The sequence below is a fragment of the Xenophilus sp. Marseille-Q4582 genome (assembly GCF_916700565.1).
Classification (GTDB): domain Bacteria; phylum Pseudomonadota; class Gammaproteobacteria; order Burkholderiales; family Burkholderiaceae_C; genus Xenophilus.
In genome coordinates, this window is the sequence record NZ_CAKAKO010000002.1 from 473487 (window position 1) to 490726 (window position 17240).

Consider the following 17240-nt stretch of genomic DNA (forward strand, 5'->3'; position numbering starts at 1 on the left):
TCCTGCGAGGGTGGGGAAAGGCGGAGGTGTCGCGGCGGCATGGCGATGCGGCCTGCTGCGGATGCAGTGTGAAAGGCGCCCGCCGAATGGGCCAATACCGTTTGAAGCGGCCTGTGATGCCGCGGCGGCATCAGGCGCAGAGCGCGGGCTGGCGGGACGGGGCGCGGGCTGGCCCGGGAAAGGCCTGCGTGGCCGCCACGGAGAAGGGCTCGATCAGCGGATTGCTGCTGTCGCTGCGCCAGGCGAGTGCGATGTCGGCGCGCTGTGTCAGGTCGGACAGGCGCCGGTACTCCACGCCGGCCGTGCGCAGGTGGCGCACGGGCTCGGGCACGATGGCCACGCCCATGCCGGCGCCCACCATCCCCATCATTGCCTGCGAGTCGCCCACCTCGCGAAGCACCGACGGGCAGAAGCCCGCCGCGCGGCAGAAGCCGAGGATCTGGGCCTGAAAGCTGGGGCCATGGGCCGCGCGCGGCAGCGAGATGAATTCTTCGTTCGCGAGGTCGCCCACCCGCAGCTGCGCACGGCTGCACAGCGGGTGATGGGCCGGCAGCGCCACCACGAAGCGGGCGTGGTCGATGACCTGCAGCGCGATCAGCGGATCGGGCACCAGTGGCCGCAGGATCAGCACGTCGAAGCGGTCCTCCAGCAGCGGCGCGTACTGCTCCATCACCGGGAACTCGTGCATGCGCACGTCCACCTGCGGCAGGTGCGCACGGAAGGCGCGCACCAGCGCCGGCAGGTACTCGTACGCGACCAGGCTGATGAAGCCGATGCGCAGGCGCCCGCTCTGCCCCTGCGCGGCGCGTTGCGCGATGGCGGGCAGGCCGTGCACCTGCGACAGCAGCCCCTTCGCGTGTTCCAGCACCGCCAGGCCGGCGGCCGTGAGGCTGACGGAACGCTTGTCGCGCTCGAACAGGCGCGCGCCCAGCTGCTGCTCGAACTGCTGGATCTGCCGGCTCAGCGCCGGCTGCGCGATGTGCAACTGCTCGGACGCGCGGCGGAAGCTGAGCGTGTCCGCGACCGCCACGAAGTAGCGCAATTGACGAAGGTCCATTCCGCGCCCACGCAAGATCCATGCGCGACGCGCGGGTATGGCCTCAGGCTAAAATTGATAACAATTCTTATTTGCAGTGAAGAGTCCGATGTCTCTGACGCCCGCGGACGCTGCGGCCGCCGGCGTCCTCTTCCAAGATCACCATTCCTGGTTGCTGGGCCGCCTGCAGCAGCGGCTGCGCAACCGCGCCGAGGCGGAAGACGTGGCCTCCGAGACCTTCGTGCGCGTGATCGGCTACGAGCGCGTGCGCGGCCTGGACGAGCCGCGCGCCTACCTGACCACGGTGGCCAAGAGCGTGCTCGTGCGGCAGTGGCGCCGGCGCGAGCTGGAGCGCGCCTACCTCGACAGCCTGGCCGCGCTGCCGGAAGCGGTGGCGCCGTCGGCCGAGGAGCGCGTGGCGCTGCTGCATCAGCTGGAGCGCATCGCGCAGGCGCTGGACACGCTGTCGCCACGCGCGCGGCGCGCCTTTTTGCTGAGCCAGCTCGACGGCCTGACCTACGCCGAGATCGCCCTGGAAGTGGGCGTGTCGGTCAGTTCGGTGCGCCAGTACATGGCGCAGGGGCTGCGCGCCTGCCTGCTGGCCACGCAGGCATGAGCGCCCGCCCGACCTCGGCGACCTCCCCGGCGCGCGCGGCGCCGTCCCCCTTGCACACGCGTCTGTCGGTCGCCGATGCCACCGAAGCGGCGGTCGACTGGTGGGTGGAACTGCGCTCGGGCGAGGTCGGCCCCGACATGCGCGTCGCCTTCGCGCGCTGGCTGGCCGCCGATGAGCGGCATGTGCAGGCCTGGGCCGGCCTGCAGGCTTCGGTGGGGCAGGTGTTCGACGGTGGCGCGGCCCCCGAACGCGGCCAGGCGGACTGGATGGATGGCCTGATGAACCGCGCGCAGCGCGCCACGCAGCAGCGCCGCCGCCTGCTGCAGGGCGCCCTGGCACTCACGGGCGTCGGCGTGGGGGCGGGGCTGATGGTGTCGGGCTCACGCGTGGGCTGGGTGCCCGACGTGATGGCCGATCTGCGCACCGGCATCGGCGAGCGCCAGCGCTTCGCGCTCGACGACGGCAGTTCGCCGCTGCTGGACGCCGACAGCGCGGTGGACGTGGACTTCCGGGCGCGCCGCTGGGTGCGGCTGCGGCGCGGCCAGCTGATCGTGCAGGTGCATCCCGCGGGCGCGGATGCACCGCCCTTCGTCGTCGAAAGCGCGCATGGCCAGGTGCAGGCGCTGGGCACGCGCTTCCTGGTGCGGCAGGACGCGCACGACAGCCTGGCGTTGGTGCTGGAACATGCGGTCGAACTGCGCACGCCGACGGCAGGTGCGGTGGCCGAACGCCTGGATGAGGGCCAGGCCGCCCGCTTTGACGGTCAGCGCATCGTGCGCGAAGCCGCCGACGGCCCGGCCAGCTTTGCCGCCGCCTGGTCGCGTGGCATGTTCGAGGCGCTGGACACGTCGCTGGGCGAGGTGGTGGCCGCGCTGCGCCACTACCGGCGCGGCCTGATCCGTGTCGCGCCCGAGGCGGCGCGCCTGCGCGTGACCGGCGCCTTCCCGCTCGACGATGTGGATGCCGCGCTCACGGCGCTGGCGGAGACCATGCCCATCGAGGTGTACCGCCACGCGGCGGACTGGCTGGTGCGCATCGAGCCGCAACGCTGATCGCCGCGCGCCTGTTGCGAGGTCAGGGAGGAGGTATGGCCGAGCCGCCGTGTCTGCGCGTCTCTTCGGCCTCCTTCATTTCTCCAGAATATTCGAAGCGCAGCCTGTCACTTTTTCGCGCTCGTGGCTCATGCAAGGGAAGAGGCGCTCCCAACGCGCCCTGAACCCCTTCCTTCGTCCACCCGCATTCCCGGATTTCCTTCACATGTCTGCGCTCTTCCCGCCACGCTGCGCCCCCCTGGCCCTCGCGATGGCCCTGGCTTTCGCCAGCCTGCCGGCCCTGTCCCAGACGGCCGCGCCCGTGTTGGCCACCCAGGCCTACAACCTGCCGGCCCAGCCGCTCAACATCACGCTGGCGCGCATCGCCAGCAGCAGCGGCGTGCGCGTGTCGGTCGATTCCGAACTGGTGCGCGGCCTGCAGGCGCACGCCGTACAGGGCCAGCTGACGCCCGAAGCCGCGCTGCAGCAGGCGCTGGTCGGCAGCGGCCTGGAGCTGGTGCGCACCGGCAGCGGCGTGCTCACGCTGCGCCGCGCGGCCGGGGTCGAGGCGGCCACGACCGTCGTCACGCCAGAGGGCTCGGCGCCGGTGCTGGCCACCACGCATGTGCAGGCCACGGCCGAGCGCAACGCCTCTACCGAGGGCTCGGGCAGCTGGTCCGGCCGCTCGGCCACCATTGGCAAGAGCACGCAATCGCTGCGCGAGATCCCGCAGTCGGTCAGCGTGATCACGCGCGAGCGCATGGACGCGCAGGGCCTGCGCACGCTGGACCAGGCGCTGGGTGCCAGCACCGGCGTCACCATCACCATGGGCGACCCGGACCGCATGAGCTACAACGTGCGCGGCCACAGCGTGGACACGCTGCAGTTCGACGGCATGGCCTTCCAGCCTTCGCCCGACACGGGCGGCATGCTGGTGCAGACGGACATGCTGCTGCTCGACCGCATCGAGGTGCTGCGCGGCTCGGCCGGCCTGCTGCAGGGCTCGGGCAACCCCTCGGCGTCCATCAACATGGTGCGCAAGCGCCCGCTGGCCGAATTCGCCGGCAGCGCGGCTCTCACCGTGGGTCGCTGGGACCAGTACCGCGCCGAGGCTGACATCTCCGCGCCCCTGGTCGCCTCGGGCAAGGTGCGCGGCCGTTTGGTGGTCGCCAACGACGACAAGAAGACCTTTCAGGACTATTACTTCGACGACCGCAAGACGGTGTACGGTGTGGTCGAGGCGGACCTCACGCCCAGCACCCGCCTGACCGTGGGTGCCACCTGGCAGGACCAGAAGACCACCGGCTCCTGGTACGGCCTGCCGGCCAGCCCGCGCGGTGACCTGCCCTGGTACCTGCCGCGCTCCACCAAGCTGGGCGGCGCCTGGAACCGCTGGAGCCGCGACAACACCAGCTACTTCGCCGAGCTGGAGCACAGCTTCGACAACGAGTGGAAGCTCAAGGCCAACCTGACCTACGCGGAGATGCACCTGTACGACTTCCGGCAGTCCTACTACACGGGCAACTACGACCCGCTGACCGGCCGCGGCCTGAACATCTCGACCGGCTCCGAGTACGACTACATGGACAAGCAGAAGGGCCTGGAGCTGACGGCGTCCGGTCCGGTTCAGCTGTTCGGCCGCAAGCATGAACTGGTGTTCGGGGCCAGCCAGCGCGATGGTGACGTGCGTACCGACGGTGGCGGCCTGATCGGGCCGAACTACAACAATGCGAACCCCTATGTGTGGAACCCGGCGGCGATGTACGACCCGCCGCGGGGCATCTACAACAGCGCTTACAACAACCGCACGCGCTTCGACCAGAAGGCGATCTATGGCATGGCACGCCTGCATGTGACCGATCCGCTCAAGGTCATCCTGGGTGCCCGCGTGAGTTGGTACGACTACGACAAGCGGGTCTACAACGCCCAGTGGCTGCAGACCTCGCGCGCCGGCTACAAGATCGACCGCGAAGTGACGCCCTATGCCGGCGTGGTGTACGAGCTGGACAAGGCCACGAGCCTGTACGCCAGCTATGCGGACATCTTCCAGCCGCAGAACAACATCGACCGCTATGGCGAGATCATCGATCCGCGCCAGGGCGCCAGCTACGAGATCGGCATCAAGCGCGACCTGTTCGAGGGCCGCGCCATGGCCTCGCTGGCCATCTTCCGTATCGACGAGAAGAACCGCGCGCAGAACGACGTGGACGGCCCCAGCCCCTGCCCGCACACCACTGGGGGCACGCCGGGCACCTACTGCTCCATCGCCACGGGCGAGACGCGCAGCGAAGGCTTCGAGCTGGAACTGTCGGGCGAGCTGATGAAGGGCCTGCAGGCCTTTGCCGGCTACACCTACAACAGCACCACCATGGTCCGCGACCGCAACACCCAGGGCCAGCCCCTGAGCAGCCGCACGCCGCGCCACCTGCTGCGCGTGGCGGCCAACTACCGCCTGCCCGGCGAGCTGGGCCGCTGGAGCGTGGGCGGCGGCGTGAACGTGCAGAGCCGCACCTACAACACGGGCTCCGGCCGCGTGGTGATGCAGGGCGGCTATGCCGTCACCGACCTGCATGCGCAGTACCGCATCACGCCCTCGACCTCGGTGTCGATGAACGTGAGCAACCTGTTCGACCGCACCTACTTCCGCGCCATCGCCACCGGTGCCGGCAACTTCTACGGCGAGCCGCGCAAGGTGTCGGTCACGCTGCGTTCGACCTTCTGACGCCGCCACCCGTGCGCCGCGCGTGACAGCGTTGCGCGCGGGCTTGGGCCAACATGCGCGCTGTTCCTGAATCCGGAGACCCGCGCATGTCCGCTGACCCCTTCGCCCAGACGGCGACCTTTTTGTGCGGCGCGCTGCGCCAGCCGCGCCAGATGCTGGCCGACCAGAAGTACGACGGCCACAAGTCCATCCATGACGACGCGATGGCCGAGGGCCTGGGCTTGCGCGCCGGCCCCATCGAAGGGCCCACGCATTTCAGCCAGTTCGATCCCCTGCTGTTCCAGACCTTCGGCGAGGAATGGCTGCGCACCGGCTGCATCAGCGCCCATTACCAGAACATGGTGGTGGAAGGCGAATCGGTACGCGCCTTCGTCGAGCGGCCTGCGCCGGGCGCGACCTTCGTGCGCCTGTTCGCCGAGAAGGCCGACGGCACGCCCGTGCTCACGGGCAGCGCCTCCATTGGCGACGCGAATGCGCATCCGCACGAGCTGCAGCAGCGCATCGCCAGGCTGCGCCCGGCCACCGGGCTGGTGATCAACCGCGACCTGAAGGTGGGCCAGCGCGGCGCGAAGCCTGAGTCGATCCGCATGGGCTTCGACCAGCACATGGGCGACCACTACCCCTTCACGCTGAACGACAAGCTCAAGGTCATCACCGAGCCCAGCGCCTGGTACACGGCCGAGGGCGCGAAGACCTCGCCCTGGGGCCGCCCCATCATCCCCACCGAGATGATCAGCGTGCTGCTGGGCTCGACCATCGCCGAAGCCGGACTCAGTGGCCGCAAGCCGGCCGTGGGCCTGTTCGCGGGGCAGGAGATCCGCCTGATCGACGGCCCTTTGTTCGTCGACCAGGACTATGCGCTGGAGCGCGAGATCATCGCCCTGTCCGAAAGCGCGCGCACCGAGTCGGTGTGGGTGCGCACGAAGGTCTACGAGCTGCCCACACGCAAGCTCGTGGCCGAGATGATCCTCAACGGCGCGACCATGAAGGCCTCGTACCCGCGTTACGAGGAAGAGGCCAAGGCGCTGGGCCTGAAAGCCTGAGCGCTGCCTGGGGCGGATCCCCGCTGCTGCTCGCGAAGGCGCTGTCGCCTTTGCCACCGGGCGCCGGCGTGCGCCCGGCCGCTTCCCTTTCTTGACGGAGACATGACGAATGACTGCCACTGCGCTGGACACCGGCACCCCTGAACTGCTCGCCTCGCTGGAAGCGGGCGTGCTGACGCTGACCCTGAACCGCCCCGAGGCGCGCAACGCCATGACGCGCGCGATGAACCAGGCCCTGGCGCAGCAGCTGGCGCAGGCCGAGCTGAATCCCGCCGTCAAGTGCGTGGTGCTGACCGGCGCCGGCGACGGCTTCTGCGCGGGCGGCGACGTCAAGGGCATGGCCGCCTCGGGCGACGGCACGGTGGGCCCGCGCACCATCGACGAGGCCATCCACCTGCAGCGCGTGAACCAGCGCGAAACGGCCGGCCGCCTGTTCAAGATGCCCAAGCCCACGCTGGCCGTGCTGCCCGGGGCCGCGGCCGGGGCCGGCCTGGCGCTGGCGCTGGCCTGCGACCTGCGCCTGATGAGCAGCAAGGCCATCATGACCACGGCCTTCGCGCGCGTGGGCTTCTCGGGCGACTACGGCGGCACCTACTTCATGACGCAGCTGGTGGGCGCGGCCAAGGCGCGCGAGCTGTACTTCCTGAGCGAGCGCGTGAGCGCCGACGAGGCCGTGCGGCTGGGCCTGGCCAACTGGTCCTGTGCGCCTGAGGAATTGGCCGAGCGAACCCTGCAGATCACGCAGCGCCTGGCCAACGGCCCGACGGTGGCGTACCGCTACATGAAGGAAAACCTCAACCGTGCGCTGGCCGGCGGGGAGCTGCACGACTGCCTGGACCTGGAAGCCACGCACCACATCCACTGCGGCCAGACCGAGGACCACCGCGAGGCCGCCAGGGCCTTCGTGGAAAAGCGCGAGCCGGTGTTCCAGGGGCGCTGAGCGGCCGCGCGCCGCCCGCCGCAGCGCCGCCCCTTCATCGGGGCATCGCGGCGGCGGTGACACAATGCGCGGATGATCCTGCGTGCCCTCTTCGCCGTGCTCGTGCTGGCCAACGTCGGCTACTTCCTCTGGTCGCGCGCCGACGAATCGGCGCGCCAGGCCGCCGAACGCGAGCCGCAGCGGCTCACGCAGCAGATCCAGCCGCAATGGCTGAAGGTGGAGCCAGCCGCCGCGCCCGCGCGCTGAGGCGCCCCGCCGTCAAGGCGGCGCCGTGTCGAAGCGCACCGTGAAGCGCGTCCCCGGCGGCGTCTGGCCCGGGTGCGCATCCTCCAGCAGCACCTGCGCCCGGTGCTGGTGGGCGATCTCGCGCACGATGGGCAGGCCGAGGCCCGAGCCGTCGGCCTCGTTGCCCAGCACGCGGTAGAAGGGCTCGAAGACCAGTTCGCGCTCGGACTCGGGAATGCCCGCCCCGCTGTCCTCCACCTGCAGCAGCAGCACGTGGCCGAAAGGGTCGGCCAGCACGCGCGCCGTGATCACGCCGGGCTGGGTGGCCGAAGAGGGCGTGTAGTTGATCGCGTTGTCCAGCAGGTTGTGGATCAGCTCGCGCAGCAGCGCCGCATTGCCTTCCACCACCACGCCGGCCGAGCCCGGCTCAGCGCCGTCGTAGCCCAGGTCCAGCGACTTGTCCATGGCGCGCGGCAGCATCTCGCGCACCACTTCCATCGTCAGCTTGGCCAGATCGCAGGGGTGGCGCGCCAGGGTGCCGATGCCGCCTTCGGCGCGTGCCAGCGCCAGCAACTGGTTCACGGTGTGCGTGGCGCGCACGCTGGAGCGGCCGATCTGCTTGAGCGACTGCTTGAGCGCCTGCGCGTCGGCTGCTTCGCGCAGTGCCAGGTCGGCCTGCATGCGCAGGCCCGCCAGCGGCGTCTTCAGCTGGTGCGCCGCATCGGCCAGGAAGCGCTTCTGCGTCGCCATCGAGTCGCTGAGCTTGCCCAGCAGCACGTTGAGCGCCGACACCAGCGGCGCCACTTCCAGCGGCACGGTGGATTCGTCGATCGGGCTCAGGTCGTCGGGCCGGCGCTCGCGCAGGCGCTCTTCCACCACCGACAGCGGCTTGATGCCGCGCGCCAGCGCGATCCATAGCAGCATCACGGCCAGCGGCAGCAGCGCGAACTGCGGCAGCAGCACGCCGGTGATGATCTCGCTGGCATGGCTGGCCTGCTTGATGCGCGTTTCGGCCAATTGCACGAGCAGGGTGCGCTCCGTGGCCGCGGCGGGCGGCGCGGCTTCCTGCAGTGCCAAGCCGTCGGGGCCGAAGCGCAGCGGCGGGGCTTCCTCGCTGCGCAGTTCCCCCGGCGCGGCGGGCGCCTTGGCGTCGACGCGCACGCGCAGCTGGGCGATGCGCACCGCCATGCCGTTGATCTGCGCGTCGCTGAGGTAGACCACGCCGGGCATGGGCGTGTCGGACCACTGCGGCGCGGGCATCTGGGTGTCGCCGGCCAGGCGGCGGCCGTCGTCGTCCAGCACCTGCAGCCAGATGTGGTCCGACTCGTCGCCGCGCAGCGCGGCCAGCAGCGTGGGCGTGACGTGCAGCGTGGTGCCGCGGTCGTGCGCGCGCATCGCGTCCTCGGCCAGGGCGCGCACGTTGTGCGTGAGGATGCGGTCATATGGCGCGTTGGCGATGCCGCGCGCCACCAGCCAGGTCACGCCGATGCTCATCAGCACCACCAGCAGCGCGGGCGCGAGCAGGGAATCGAGGATCTCGCCGAACAGCGAGTTCTGGGCGCGCTGGAAGAGTTTCATCGGCGATGGAGTGCGTCAGGGCCCAGGGCCGCAGGCGGGTGGCACGCGCGGCGCCCAGCCGTGCCTTCTGCGCGACGCCGGGCGCACGCCATCAACCCTGGATCTTTTCGAGGCAATAGCCCAGCCCGCGCACGGTGGCGATGCGGATCGGTCCCTTCTCGATCTTCTTGCGCAGGCGGTGGATGTAGACCTCGATGGCGTTGAGGCTCACTTCCTCGCCCCATTCGCACAGGCGTTCCACGAGCTGGTCCTTGCTGACCAGGCGGCCCACGCGCTGCAGCAGCACTTCGAGCAGGCCCAGCTCACGCGCCGACAGTTCGACCATCTTGCCGTCGATGGTCGCCACGCGGCCGGCCTGGTCGTACACCAGCGGGCCGTGCCGGATGGCATTGCTGGTGGCGCCCATGCCGCGGCGCGTGAGGGCGCGCACGCGCGCTTCGAGCTCCTGCAGCGAAAAGGGCTTGGCCATGTAGTCGTCGGCGCCATGGTCCAGGCCTTTCACGCGCTCTTCCACCGAATCGGCTGCGGTGAGCACCAGCACCGGCATCTGCGAGCCGCGCGCGCGCAGGCGCTTGAGGATCTCCAGGCCGTGCAGCTGCGGCAGGCCCAGGTCCAGGATCAGCAGGTCGAATTCGCTGTTGGTCAGCAGGGCCGTGTCGGCCTGCGAGCCGCTGGCCACATGGTCGACCGCGGCGCCGCCTGCCCGCAGGCTGCGCAGCAGCGCATCGGCCAGCACCTGATCGTCTTCGGCAATGAGGATGCGCATGGACCGGCGGGGTGTGAAAGAGTGCGCGGATTCTAGGAGCCGCAATAGGCTTCCAGCCCTAGGGACACCACCGTCGCCACCTCGTCGCCCACGCTGGCGCGGAACTCGGCCTCGGCCTGCGCCACGCTGCGGCGGAAGGCGTCCAGCCAGGCCAGCCCGTCGATCGTGAAGCGCACGATGCGCGCGCGGGCGTCATGGGGGTCGGCCTCGCGCGTGACCAGGCCCCAGGCGGCGCACTGGTCCACCAGGGTGCCCATGGCCTGCTTGCTCATGCCGGCGCGTTGCGCGAGGTCGGTGAGCCGCGAGCCGCCGCGCGCCAGGTGCCGTGTGATGTGGATGTGGGCGGCCGTCACCTGCTCGCGCGCCGCCAGGTTCGACAGGGCCAGCGGCACTTCCACGTCATGCGCCATCAGGGTGTAGACCCGGGCGTCGAAGCGGCGCATGGCCTCGCCCAGCAGGCGGCCCAGGTGGGTCTGGCGCCAGGCGTCGGCCGGGTCGTCGGCGGGTTGCAGGGCGGGCACTTTCATGGCGACAGATGGTAAGCCAAACTGACCAAATAACGCGTTGCGATGCATTCGATCGCCCCTAAACTACTGTTCAAGCATCCAGTCTGTGATGAACGGCAGGTGCTTCAGATCCACCTCCATCTCATTGATCCACCGGGAGTTTTCACATGGACGCAGTCGTCAAGGGTGCCACCATCAGCGGCGCCGCCAACAGCGAAAAGGCCAAGGCCCTGCAGGCCGCGCTGGCCCAGATCGAGAAGCAGTTCGGCAAGGGCACCATCATGCGCCTGGGCGAAGGCGAACAGATCGAAGACATCCAGGTGGTCTCCACCGGCTCGCTGGGCCTGGACGTGGCGCTGGGCGTGGGCGGCCTGCCGCGCGGCCGCGTGGTCGAGATCTACGGTCCGGAATCGTCCGGCAAGACCACGCTCACGCTGCAAGTGATCGCCAACATGCAGAAGCAGGGCGGCACCTGCGCCTTCGTCGACGCCGAGCATGCCCTGGACGTGCAGTACGCCAGCAAGCTGGGCGTGAGCCTGCCCGACCTGCTGATCAGCCAGCCCGACACCGGCGAGCAGGCGCTGGAGATCGTCGACAGCCTGGTGCGCTCGGGCGCCGTGGACCTGATCGTGGTCGACTCGGTGGCCGCGCTCACGCCCAAGGCCGAGATCGAGGGCGAGATGGGCGATTCGCTGCCCGGCCTGCAGGCCCGCCTGATGAGCCAGGCGCTGCGCAAGCTCACGGCCACGATCAAGAAGACCAACTGTATGGTCATCTTCATCAACCAGATCCGCATGAAGATCGGCGTGATGTTCGGCTCGCCCGAAACGACGACCGGCGGCAACGCGCTGAAGTTCTACGCTTCGGTGCGCCTGGACATCCGCCGCATCGGCACCATCAAAAAGGGCGACGAGGCGATCGGCAACGAGACCAAGGTCAAGGTGGTCAAGAACAAGGTCTCGCCCCCGTTCAAGACGGCCGAGTTCGACATCCTCTTCGGTGAAGGCATCAGCCGCGAAGGCGAGATCATCGACATGGGCGTCAACGCCCGCATCGTCGAGAAGTCCGGCGCCTGGTACGCCTACAACGGCGAGAAGATCGGCCAGGGCCGCGACAACGCCCGCGAGTTCCTGCGCGAGAACCCCGACCTGGCCGTGGAGATCGAGAACAAAGTGCGCGAATCGCTGGGCGTGGCCCTGCTGCCCACCGATGCGGACGAGGCCGATGCGCCTGCCGCCGCCAAGGGCGGCAAGGCGGAGAAGGGCGACAAGGGCGACAAGGCCTGACCGGCGCCGCAGCGCGGAGCGTGTCCTTGGCTTTTGCCGCCCCCTCGCTCAAGGGCCGTGCGCTGCGCCTGCTGAGCCAGCGCGAGCATTCGCGCGCCGAGCTGATGCGCAAGCTCGCGGCCTACGAGGAAGAGCCCGGCAGCCTGGCGCGCGCCCTCGACGAACTCGAGGCGCGCGGCTTCATCAGCGAGGCGCGCGTGGTGCAGTCCGTGCTGCACCAGCGTGCCGCGCGCCTGGGCAGCGCGCGCATCCGCCAGGAGTTGCAGGCCAAGGGCATCGACGCCCAGGCGGTAGCCCAGGCCGTGCAGAGCCTGCAGGACACGGAGCTGGCGCGGGCCCAGGCCGTGTGGCAGCGGCGCTTCGGCCAGCCGCCTGCAGACGCGAAGGCGCATGCGCGGCAGATGCGCTTCCTGCTCACGCGGGGTTTCTCGGCCGAGGTCGTCGCGCGGGTGCTGCGTGCCGCGCGCACGCAGGTCCGGGCGGCGGGCCGGGCGCCCGCGACCGACTCCGACGACTGACTCCGACGACTGACGCCGGCACTGGGGCGATCCGGTCCGCCGTCCGCCGCTGCCGGGCTGCGGGCAGGAAATGCTTCGGCTTGCGCCGCCTCCCCCGCGGCGCGGGGCGGATCTCAGCGGCCCGGCATGCCCGGCCATGCGCCCTGCCGCGCCACATCTGCCAGCAGCGGCGCCAGTCCGTCCCAGAGGATCTGGATGCCCAGGCACAGCAGGATAAAGGCCGACAGCCGCATGAAGACCAGCGTGCCGGTCTCGCCCAGCGGCCGCAGGATGGCCTGGGCGTAGCGGTAGCACATCAGGATGGTCAGCGCGACGACCGCCAGGCCCACGATGGCGCCCAACGTGCGCGCGGTGGCGGTGGCCAGCGCGGGGTCGGCCAGGCTGGCGCCCACGGTGATGGTGGCCGCCACGGTGCCCGGGCCGCAGGTGATCGGGAAGGACAGGGGGTAGAAATGCGTCTTGCGCACCATCTCGGGCGTGTAGGCCTCGGCCAGTCGGGCGGCGCGGGCCGACTCGGCCTCCTGGGCGTCGAGCAGGCGCCAGCCGATGTTGACCACCAGCAGGCCGCCGGCCACGCGCACGATCTCCAGCGAGATGCCGAAGAACTCCAGCACGAAGGAGCCGACCAGCGTGCAGGCCAGCATCAGCAAGAAGACGTTGCGCGCGATGCGGCGCGACAGTTCGCGCCGCGTGGCTTCGGATGCACCCTCGGTCAGCGACAGGAAGATGGTCGCCGTGCTGGGCGGATTGATGATGGGAAGCAGCGTGGCGATGACCAGCAGCGCACCCTTGCCCAGCGTCAGCGCATGGCCGACCAGATCCCCCCAGCCCATCGCAGGTGGACTGCCGGGGTCACAGCCCCAGCATCAGCTTGAGGTTCTGCACGGCGGCGCCGCTGGCGCCCTTGCCCAGGTTGTCCAGGCGCGCGATCGCGACCGCGTGGCGGTGGTCCTCGTTCGGGAAGACGCGGATTTCCAGCGCGTTGGTGTCGTTGAGCGCCAGCGCGTCCAGCTTGCCGTCCTCGGTGGGCGGCAGCACGCGCACGAAATTCTCGGCCGTGTTGCTCCTGGCGTAATGCGCTTCATAGGCAGCCTGCAGGTCCTGCGTGCGCGGCTTGCCGGGCAGCTGGTCCAGGTGCAACGGCAGCTGCACCAGCATGCCCTGGCGGAAGTTGCCCACCGAGGGGATGAAGATCGGCCGCGTGGCGAGGCCCGTGTACCTCATGATCTCGGGGATGTGCTTGTGCTTGAGGCCCAGCGCATAGGTCTCGAACAGCGGCGCGCTGCCGGCTTCGTAGGCCTCGATCATGGTGCGCCCGCCGCCCGAATAGCCGCTCACCGAAGGCAGCGCGACTGGGAAGTCGGCCGGCAGCAGGCCGGCGTCGACCAGCGGGCGCAGCAGGGCGATGGCGCCCGTGGCGTAGCAGCCCGGGTTGGCCACGCGGTCGGCCGCGGCCACCGCCTGGGCCTGGCCGGGGGCCAGCTCAGGAAAGCCGTAGACCCAGCCGGGCGCCACGCGGTGCGCGGTGGACGCATCGATGATGCGCGGCTTGCGGCCGGCCAGGCCGTCGATCAGCGCCACGGACTCGCGCGCCGCATCGTCGTGCAGGCACAGCACGACCAGGTCCACGCCCGCCATCAGTTCGCGCTTGGCGTTCACGTCCTTGCGCAACTCGGGCGCGATGCTCACGAGCTCGACCTCGGGCATGAGCGCGAGCCGCTCGCGGATCTGCAGGCCGGTGGTGCCGGCTTCGCCGTCGATGAAAACCTTGGACATGGGCGCGTGCCTCGGAAAACGGTGGGGTGACCGGGTGGGAATGCTGGCGAAACCACGTATTGACCGCGGTCACGCATCAGGGGGCGAAATGCCGCCCCATGATACAGTCGACGGCTGCTGTGCCGGCCCCGGCCTGAGCAGGCCGCCGTCGCCTTCGGACAACAGCACCCCCCAAATCCCCCGCTCCGAGAGACACCTCATGAAGATTCACGAGTACCAGGGCAAGGAAATCCTTGCCAAGTTCGGCGTGCCTGTGCCGCGCGGCATTCCGGCATTCACGGTTCAGGAGGCGGTCGAGGCCGCCCAGAAGCTCGGCGGCCCCGTGTGGGTGGTCAAGGCCCAGATCCACGCCGGTGGCCGTGGCAAGGGCGGCGGCGTGAAGGTCGCCAAGAGCATCGACCAGGTCAAGGAACTCGCGGGCCAGATCCTGGGCATGCAGCTCAAGACGCACCAGACCGGCCCCGAAGGCCAGAAGGTGCGGCGCCTGTACATCGAGGACGGCGCGGACATCAAGAACGAGCTGTACGTGTCGCTGGTCACCGACCGCGCCACGCAGAAGGTCGCCTTCATCGCTTCGAGCGAAGGCGGCATGGACATCGAGGAAGTGGCCCACGCCACGCCCGAGAAGATCGTCACCGAGTACATCGACCCGCTGACCGGCATCACGCCCGAGCAGAGCAAGAAGATCGCCGCGGCCATCGGCCTGACCGGCGGCTCGGTCGACCAGGCCGTGGACCTGTTCGCCAAGCTCTACCAGTGCTACATGGACACCGACGCATCGCTGGTCGAGATCAACCCGCTGAACTGCGACTCCAAGGGCAACCTGATCGCCCTGGACGCCAAGTTCAATTTCGACTCCAACGCGCTGTTCCGCCACCCCGAGATCGTGGCCCTGCGCGACCTGGACGAGGAAGACCCGGCCGAGATCGAGGCCAGCAAGTTCGACCTGGCCTACATCAGCCTGGACGGCAACATCGGCTGCCTGGTGAACGGCGCAGGCCTGGCCATGGCCACCATGGACACCATCAAGCTCTTCGGCGCCGAGCCGGCGAACTTCCTGGACGTGGGCGGCGGCGCCACCCCCGAGAAGGTGACCGAGGCCTTCAAGATCATGCTCAAGAACCCCAAGGTCAAGGCCATCCTGGTCAACATCTTCGGCGGCATCATGAAGTGCGACACCATCGCCACCGGCGTGATCACCGCCTGCAAGGCCGTGAACCTGCAGGTCCCGCTGGTCGTGCGCATGAAGGGCACGAACGAGGAGCTGGGCAAGAAGATGCTGGCCGAATCCGGCCTGCCCATCATCAGCGCCGACACGATGGCCGAAGCGGCCCAAAAAGTGGTTGCAGCCGTCAAGTAAGGAACATTCGCCATGTCGATCTACATCAACAAGGACACCAAGGTCATCACCCAGGGCATCACGGGCAAGACCGGCCAGTTCCACACCGAGAAGTGCCAGGAATACGCGAACGGCAAGAACTGCTTCGTGGCTGGCGTGAACCCGAAGAAGGCCGGCGAGTCGATCTTCAATATCCCGATCTACGCCTCGGTGAAGGAAGCCGCCCAGCAGACCGGCGCCACCGTGTCGGTGATCTACGTGCCGCCGGCCGGCGCCGCCGCCGCCATCTGGGAAGCCGTCGAGGCCGACCTGGACCTGGCCATCTGCATCACCGAAGGCATCCCGGTCAAGGACATGCTCGAAGTGCGCAACAAGATGAAGGCCAAGGAAGCCAAGGGCGGCAAGAAGACGCTGCTGCTGGGCCCCAACTGCCCCGGCCTCATCACGCCCGACGAGATCAAGATCGGCATCATGCCGGGCCACATCCACAAGAAGGGCCGCGTCGGCGTGGTCAGCCGCTCCGGCACGCTGACCTATGAAGCCGTGGCGCAGCTGACCGAACTGGGCATCGGCCAGTCGTCGGCCGTGGGCATCGGCGGCGACCCGATCAACGGCCTCAAGCACATCGACGTGATGAAGGCCTTCAACGACGACCCGGACACCGACGCCGTGATCATGATCGGCGAGATCGGCGGCCCCGACGAGGCGGACGCTGCCCGCTGGTGCAAGGACCACATGAAGAAGCCGATCGTCGGCTTCATCGCCGGCGTCACGGCGCCTCCCGGCAAGCGCATGGGCCACGCCGGCGCGCTGATCTCCGGCGGTGCCGACACGGCCGACGCCAAGCTGGCCATCATGGAAGAGTGCGGCTTCAAGGTCACGCGCAACCCGTCCGAGATGGGCCGCATCCTCAAATCGCTGATCTGAAGCCACCCCCAGGCCGCTTCGCGGCTCCCCCTTTCCTTCGGGAAGGGGCGCACCCAGAGGCCTGGCAAAGCCGGTTCCTCGGGTGCTCTGGGGGCTTCGCCGTGCGCGCCTGAACACAGCTTCAATGAACAAGACGCCTGTCACTTTTCCGTGATGGGCGTTTTACGTTCCGGCCCCTGACAAGGGCCGGTTTCCTTCACCCACGAACGCCGATGACAACTAGGAGATGAGCACCGTGGAATTCCTTCAAAGCCCCCTTTTCTGGCTGGCTCTGGCCAAGATCGTCTGGATCAACATCCTGCTCTCGGGCGACAACGCGGTCGTGATCGCGCTGGCCGCCCGCGCGCTGCCCCCTGATCAGCAGAAGAAGGCCGTGCTGTTCGGCTCCGGCGCCGCCGTCGTGCTGCGCGTGGTGCTGACCGTGGTGGCGGCCAAGCTGCTGTCGCTGCGCTTCCTGCAGATCATCGGCGGGCTGCTGCTGCTGTGGATCGGCGTGCAGCTGCTGGGCGATGAGGGCGGGGACGAAGGCCCCGCCGAAGCCGGCGGTGGTCTCATGACGGCCATCCGCACCATCCTGATCGCCGACCTCGTGATGAGCCTGGACAACGTGATCGCCGTGGCCGCCGCCGCGCATGGCGACACGCTGCTGCTCATCCTGGGCCTGGCCCTGAGCATTCCGCTCGTGATCTTCGGCAGCACGCTGATGATCAAGGTTATGGAACGCTTCCCGCTGATCATCCTGGCGGGTGCTGCGCTGATCGGCTGGGTGGGCGGTGAAACGGTGGCTGGCGACCTGTCGCTGCATGCGCTGGTGCAGGCCCAGCCCTGGCTGCACCACGGCTTGGCCGCCGCCGGCGCCGCACTGGTGCTGCTGATCGGCCTGTGGATGAGGCGGCGCGGCGCGGCCCGCGCCGAAGGCGCGCACTGAGCG

The 17240-nt window shown here is 69.3% G+C and carries 17 protein-coding genes; 11 read left to right on the forward strand and 6 right to left on the reverse strand.

The window, feature by feature from the left end; all coding sequences use genetic code 11:
- Nucleotides 1-130: 130 nt before the first annotated feature.
- Nucleotides 131-1057 carry a LysR substrate-binding domain-containing protein gene (locus tag LG388_RS07465; RefSeq protein ID WP_225782229.1) on the reverse strand — a complete coding sequence of 309 codons (927 nt, stop codon included), beginning with the start codon at nt 1055-1057 and terminating at the stop codon, nt 131-133.
- Between the two features lie 88 nt (nt 1058-1145).
- Here LG388_RS07465 and LG388_RS07470 point away from each other — a divergent pair, with 88 nt between their 5' ends.
- From LG388_RS07470 to LG388_RS07495, 6 genes are all read left to right on the forward strand, one after another.
- Nucleotides 1146-1652: a sigma-70 family RNA polymerase sigma factor gene (locus LG388_RS07470; protein WP_225782230.1), complete on the forward strand. Its 507-nt coding sequence runs from the start codon at nt 1146-1148 to the stop codon at nt 1650-1652.
- Nucleotides 1649-2704 carry a FecR domain-containing protein gene (locus LG388_RS07475; RefSeq protein ID WP_225782231.1) on the forward strand — a complete coding sequence of 352 codons (1056 nt, stop codon included), beginning with the start codon at nt 1649-1651 and terminating at the stop codon, nt 2702-2704. Before LG388_RS07470 ends, LG388_RS07475 begins: the two co-directional genes overlap by 4 nt.
- 205 nt (nt 2705-2909) lie before the next feature.
- Nucleotides 2910-5405: a TonB-dependent receptor gene (locus LG388_RS07480; protein WP_225782232.1), complete on the forward strand. Its 2496-nt coding sequence runs from the start codon at nt 2910-2912 to the stop codon at nt 5403-5405.
- A gap of 86 nt (nt 5406-5491) precedes the next feature.
- Nucleotides 5492-6448, forward strand: a complete 957-nt coding sequence (locus LG388_RS07485; RefSeq protein WP_225782233.1) for a hypothetical protein — start codon at nt 5492-5494, stop codon at nt 6446-6448.
- A 109-nt stretch (nt 6449-6557) separates the two neighbouring features.
- Nucleotides 6558-7388, forward strand: a complete 831-nt coding sequence (locus tag LG388_RS07490; RefSeq protein WP_225782234.1) for an enoyl-CoA hydratase-related protein — start codon at nt 6558-6560, stop codon at nt 7386-7388.
- Nucleotides 7389-7460: 72 nt separating this feature from the next.
- Nucleotides 7461-7634: a sporulation protein gene (locus tag LG388_RS07495; protein ID WP_225782235.1), complete on the forward strand. Its 174-nt coding sequence runs from the start codon at nt 7461-7463 to the stop codon at nt 7632-7634.
- Nucleotides 7635-7646: 12 nt separating this feature from the next.
- On the opposite strand, the gene LG388_RS07500 is transcribed toward LG388_RS07495, so the two are convergent.
- From LG388_RS07500 to LG388_RS07510, 3 genes are all read right to left on the reverse strand, one after another.
- The gene (locus tag LG388_RS07500; RefSeq protein WP_225782236.1) at nt 7647-9191 is read right to left on the reverse strand and encodes a sensor histidine kinase; all 1545 of its coding nucleotides are present in this window, start codon (nt 9189-9191) and stop codon (nt 7647-7649) included.
- Nucleotides 9192-9282: 91 nt separating this feature from the next.
- Nucleotides 9283-9957: a response regulator transcription factor gene (locus LG388_RS07505; protein ID WP_225782237.1), complete on the reverse strand. Its 675-nt coding sequence runs from the start codon at nt 9955-9957 to the stop codon at nt 9283-9285.
- Between the two features lie 32 nt (nt 9958-9989).
- Nucleotides 9990-10484, reverse strand: a complete 495-nt coding sequence (locus LG388_RS07510; RefSeq protein ID WP_225782238.1) for a MarR family winged helix-turn-helix transcriptional regulator — start codon at nt 10482-10484, stop codon at nt 9990-9992.
- A gap of 146 nt (nt 10485-10630) precedes the next feature.
- Between LG388_RS07510 and recA the strand changes: the two genes are divergently transcribed.
- Together recA and recX are read left to right on the forward strand one after the other, a co-directional pair.
- Nucleotides 10631-11749, forward strand: a complete 1119-nt coding sequence (recA, locus tag LG388_RS07515) for a recombinase RecA (protein ID WP_225782239.1) — start codon at nt 10631-10633, stop codon at nt 11747-11749.
- A 26-nt stretch (nt 11750-11775) separates the two neighbouring features.
- Nucleotides 11776-12267: a recombination regulator RecX gene (gene recX / locus LG388_RS07520; protein WP_225782753.1), complete on the forward strand. Its 492-nt coding sequence runs from the start codon at nt 11776-11778 to the stop codon at nt 12265-12267.
- 113 nt (nt 12268-12380) lie between these two features.
- On the opposite strand, the gene LG388_RS07525 is transcribed toward recX, so the two are convergent.
- The gene (locus LG388_RS07525; RefSeq protein ID WP_225782240.1) at nt 12381-13100 is read right to left on the reverse strand and encodes a MarC family protein; all 720 of its coding nucleotides are present in this window, start codon (nt 13098-13100) and stop codon (nt 12381-12383) included.
- A 19-nt stretch (nt 13101-13119) separates the two neighbouring features.
- Nucleotides 13120-14043 (reverse strand): N-acetyl-gamma-glutamyl-phosphate reductase, encoded by a 924-nt coding sequence (argC, locus tag LG388_RS07530; RefSeq protein ID WP_225782241.1) that lies wholly within the window; start codon nt 14041-14043, stop codon nt 13120-13122.
- A 199-nt stretch (nt 14044-14242) separates the two neighbouring features.
- Here argC and sucC point away from each other — a divergent pair, with 199 nt between their 5' ends.
- The 3 genes from sucC (at nt 14243) to LG388_RS07545 (ending at nt 17237) form a co-directional block, all read left to right on the forward strand.
- Nucleotides 14243-15403, forward strand: coding sequence for an ADP-forming succinate--CoA ligase subunit beta (gene sucC, locus LG388_RS07535; protein WP_225782242.1), 1161 nt, complete (start codon nt 14243-14245; stop codon nt 15401-15403).
- Between the two features lie 12 nt (nt 15404-15415).
- The gene (sucD, locus tag LG388_RS07540) at nt 15416-16309 is read left to right on the forward strand and encodes a succinate--CoA ligase subunit alpha (protein WP_225782243.1); all 894 of its coding nucleotides are present in this window, start codon (nt 15416-15418) and stop codon (nt 16307-16309) included.
- A gap of 235 nt (nt 16310-16544) precedes the next feature.
- A complete protein-coding gene (locus LG388_RS07545) occupies nt 16545-17237 on the forward strand; it encodes a YjbE family putative metal transport protein (protein WP_225782244.1) in 693 nt (230 codons plus the stop codon).
- Nucleotides 17238-17240 lie beyond the last annotated feature (3 nt).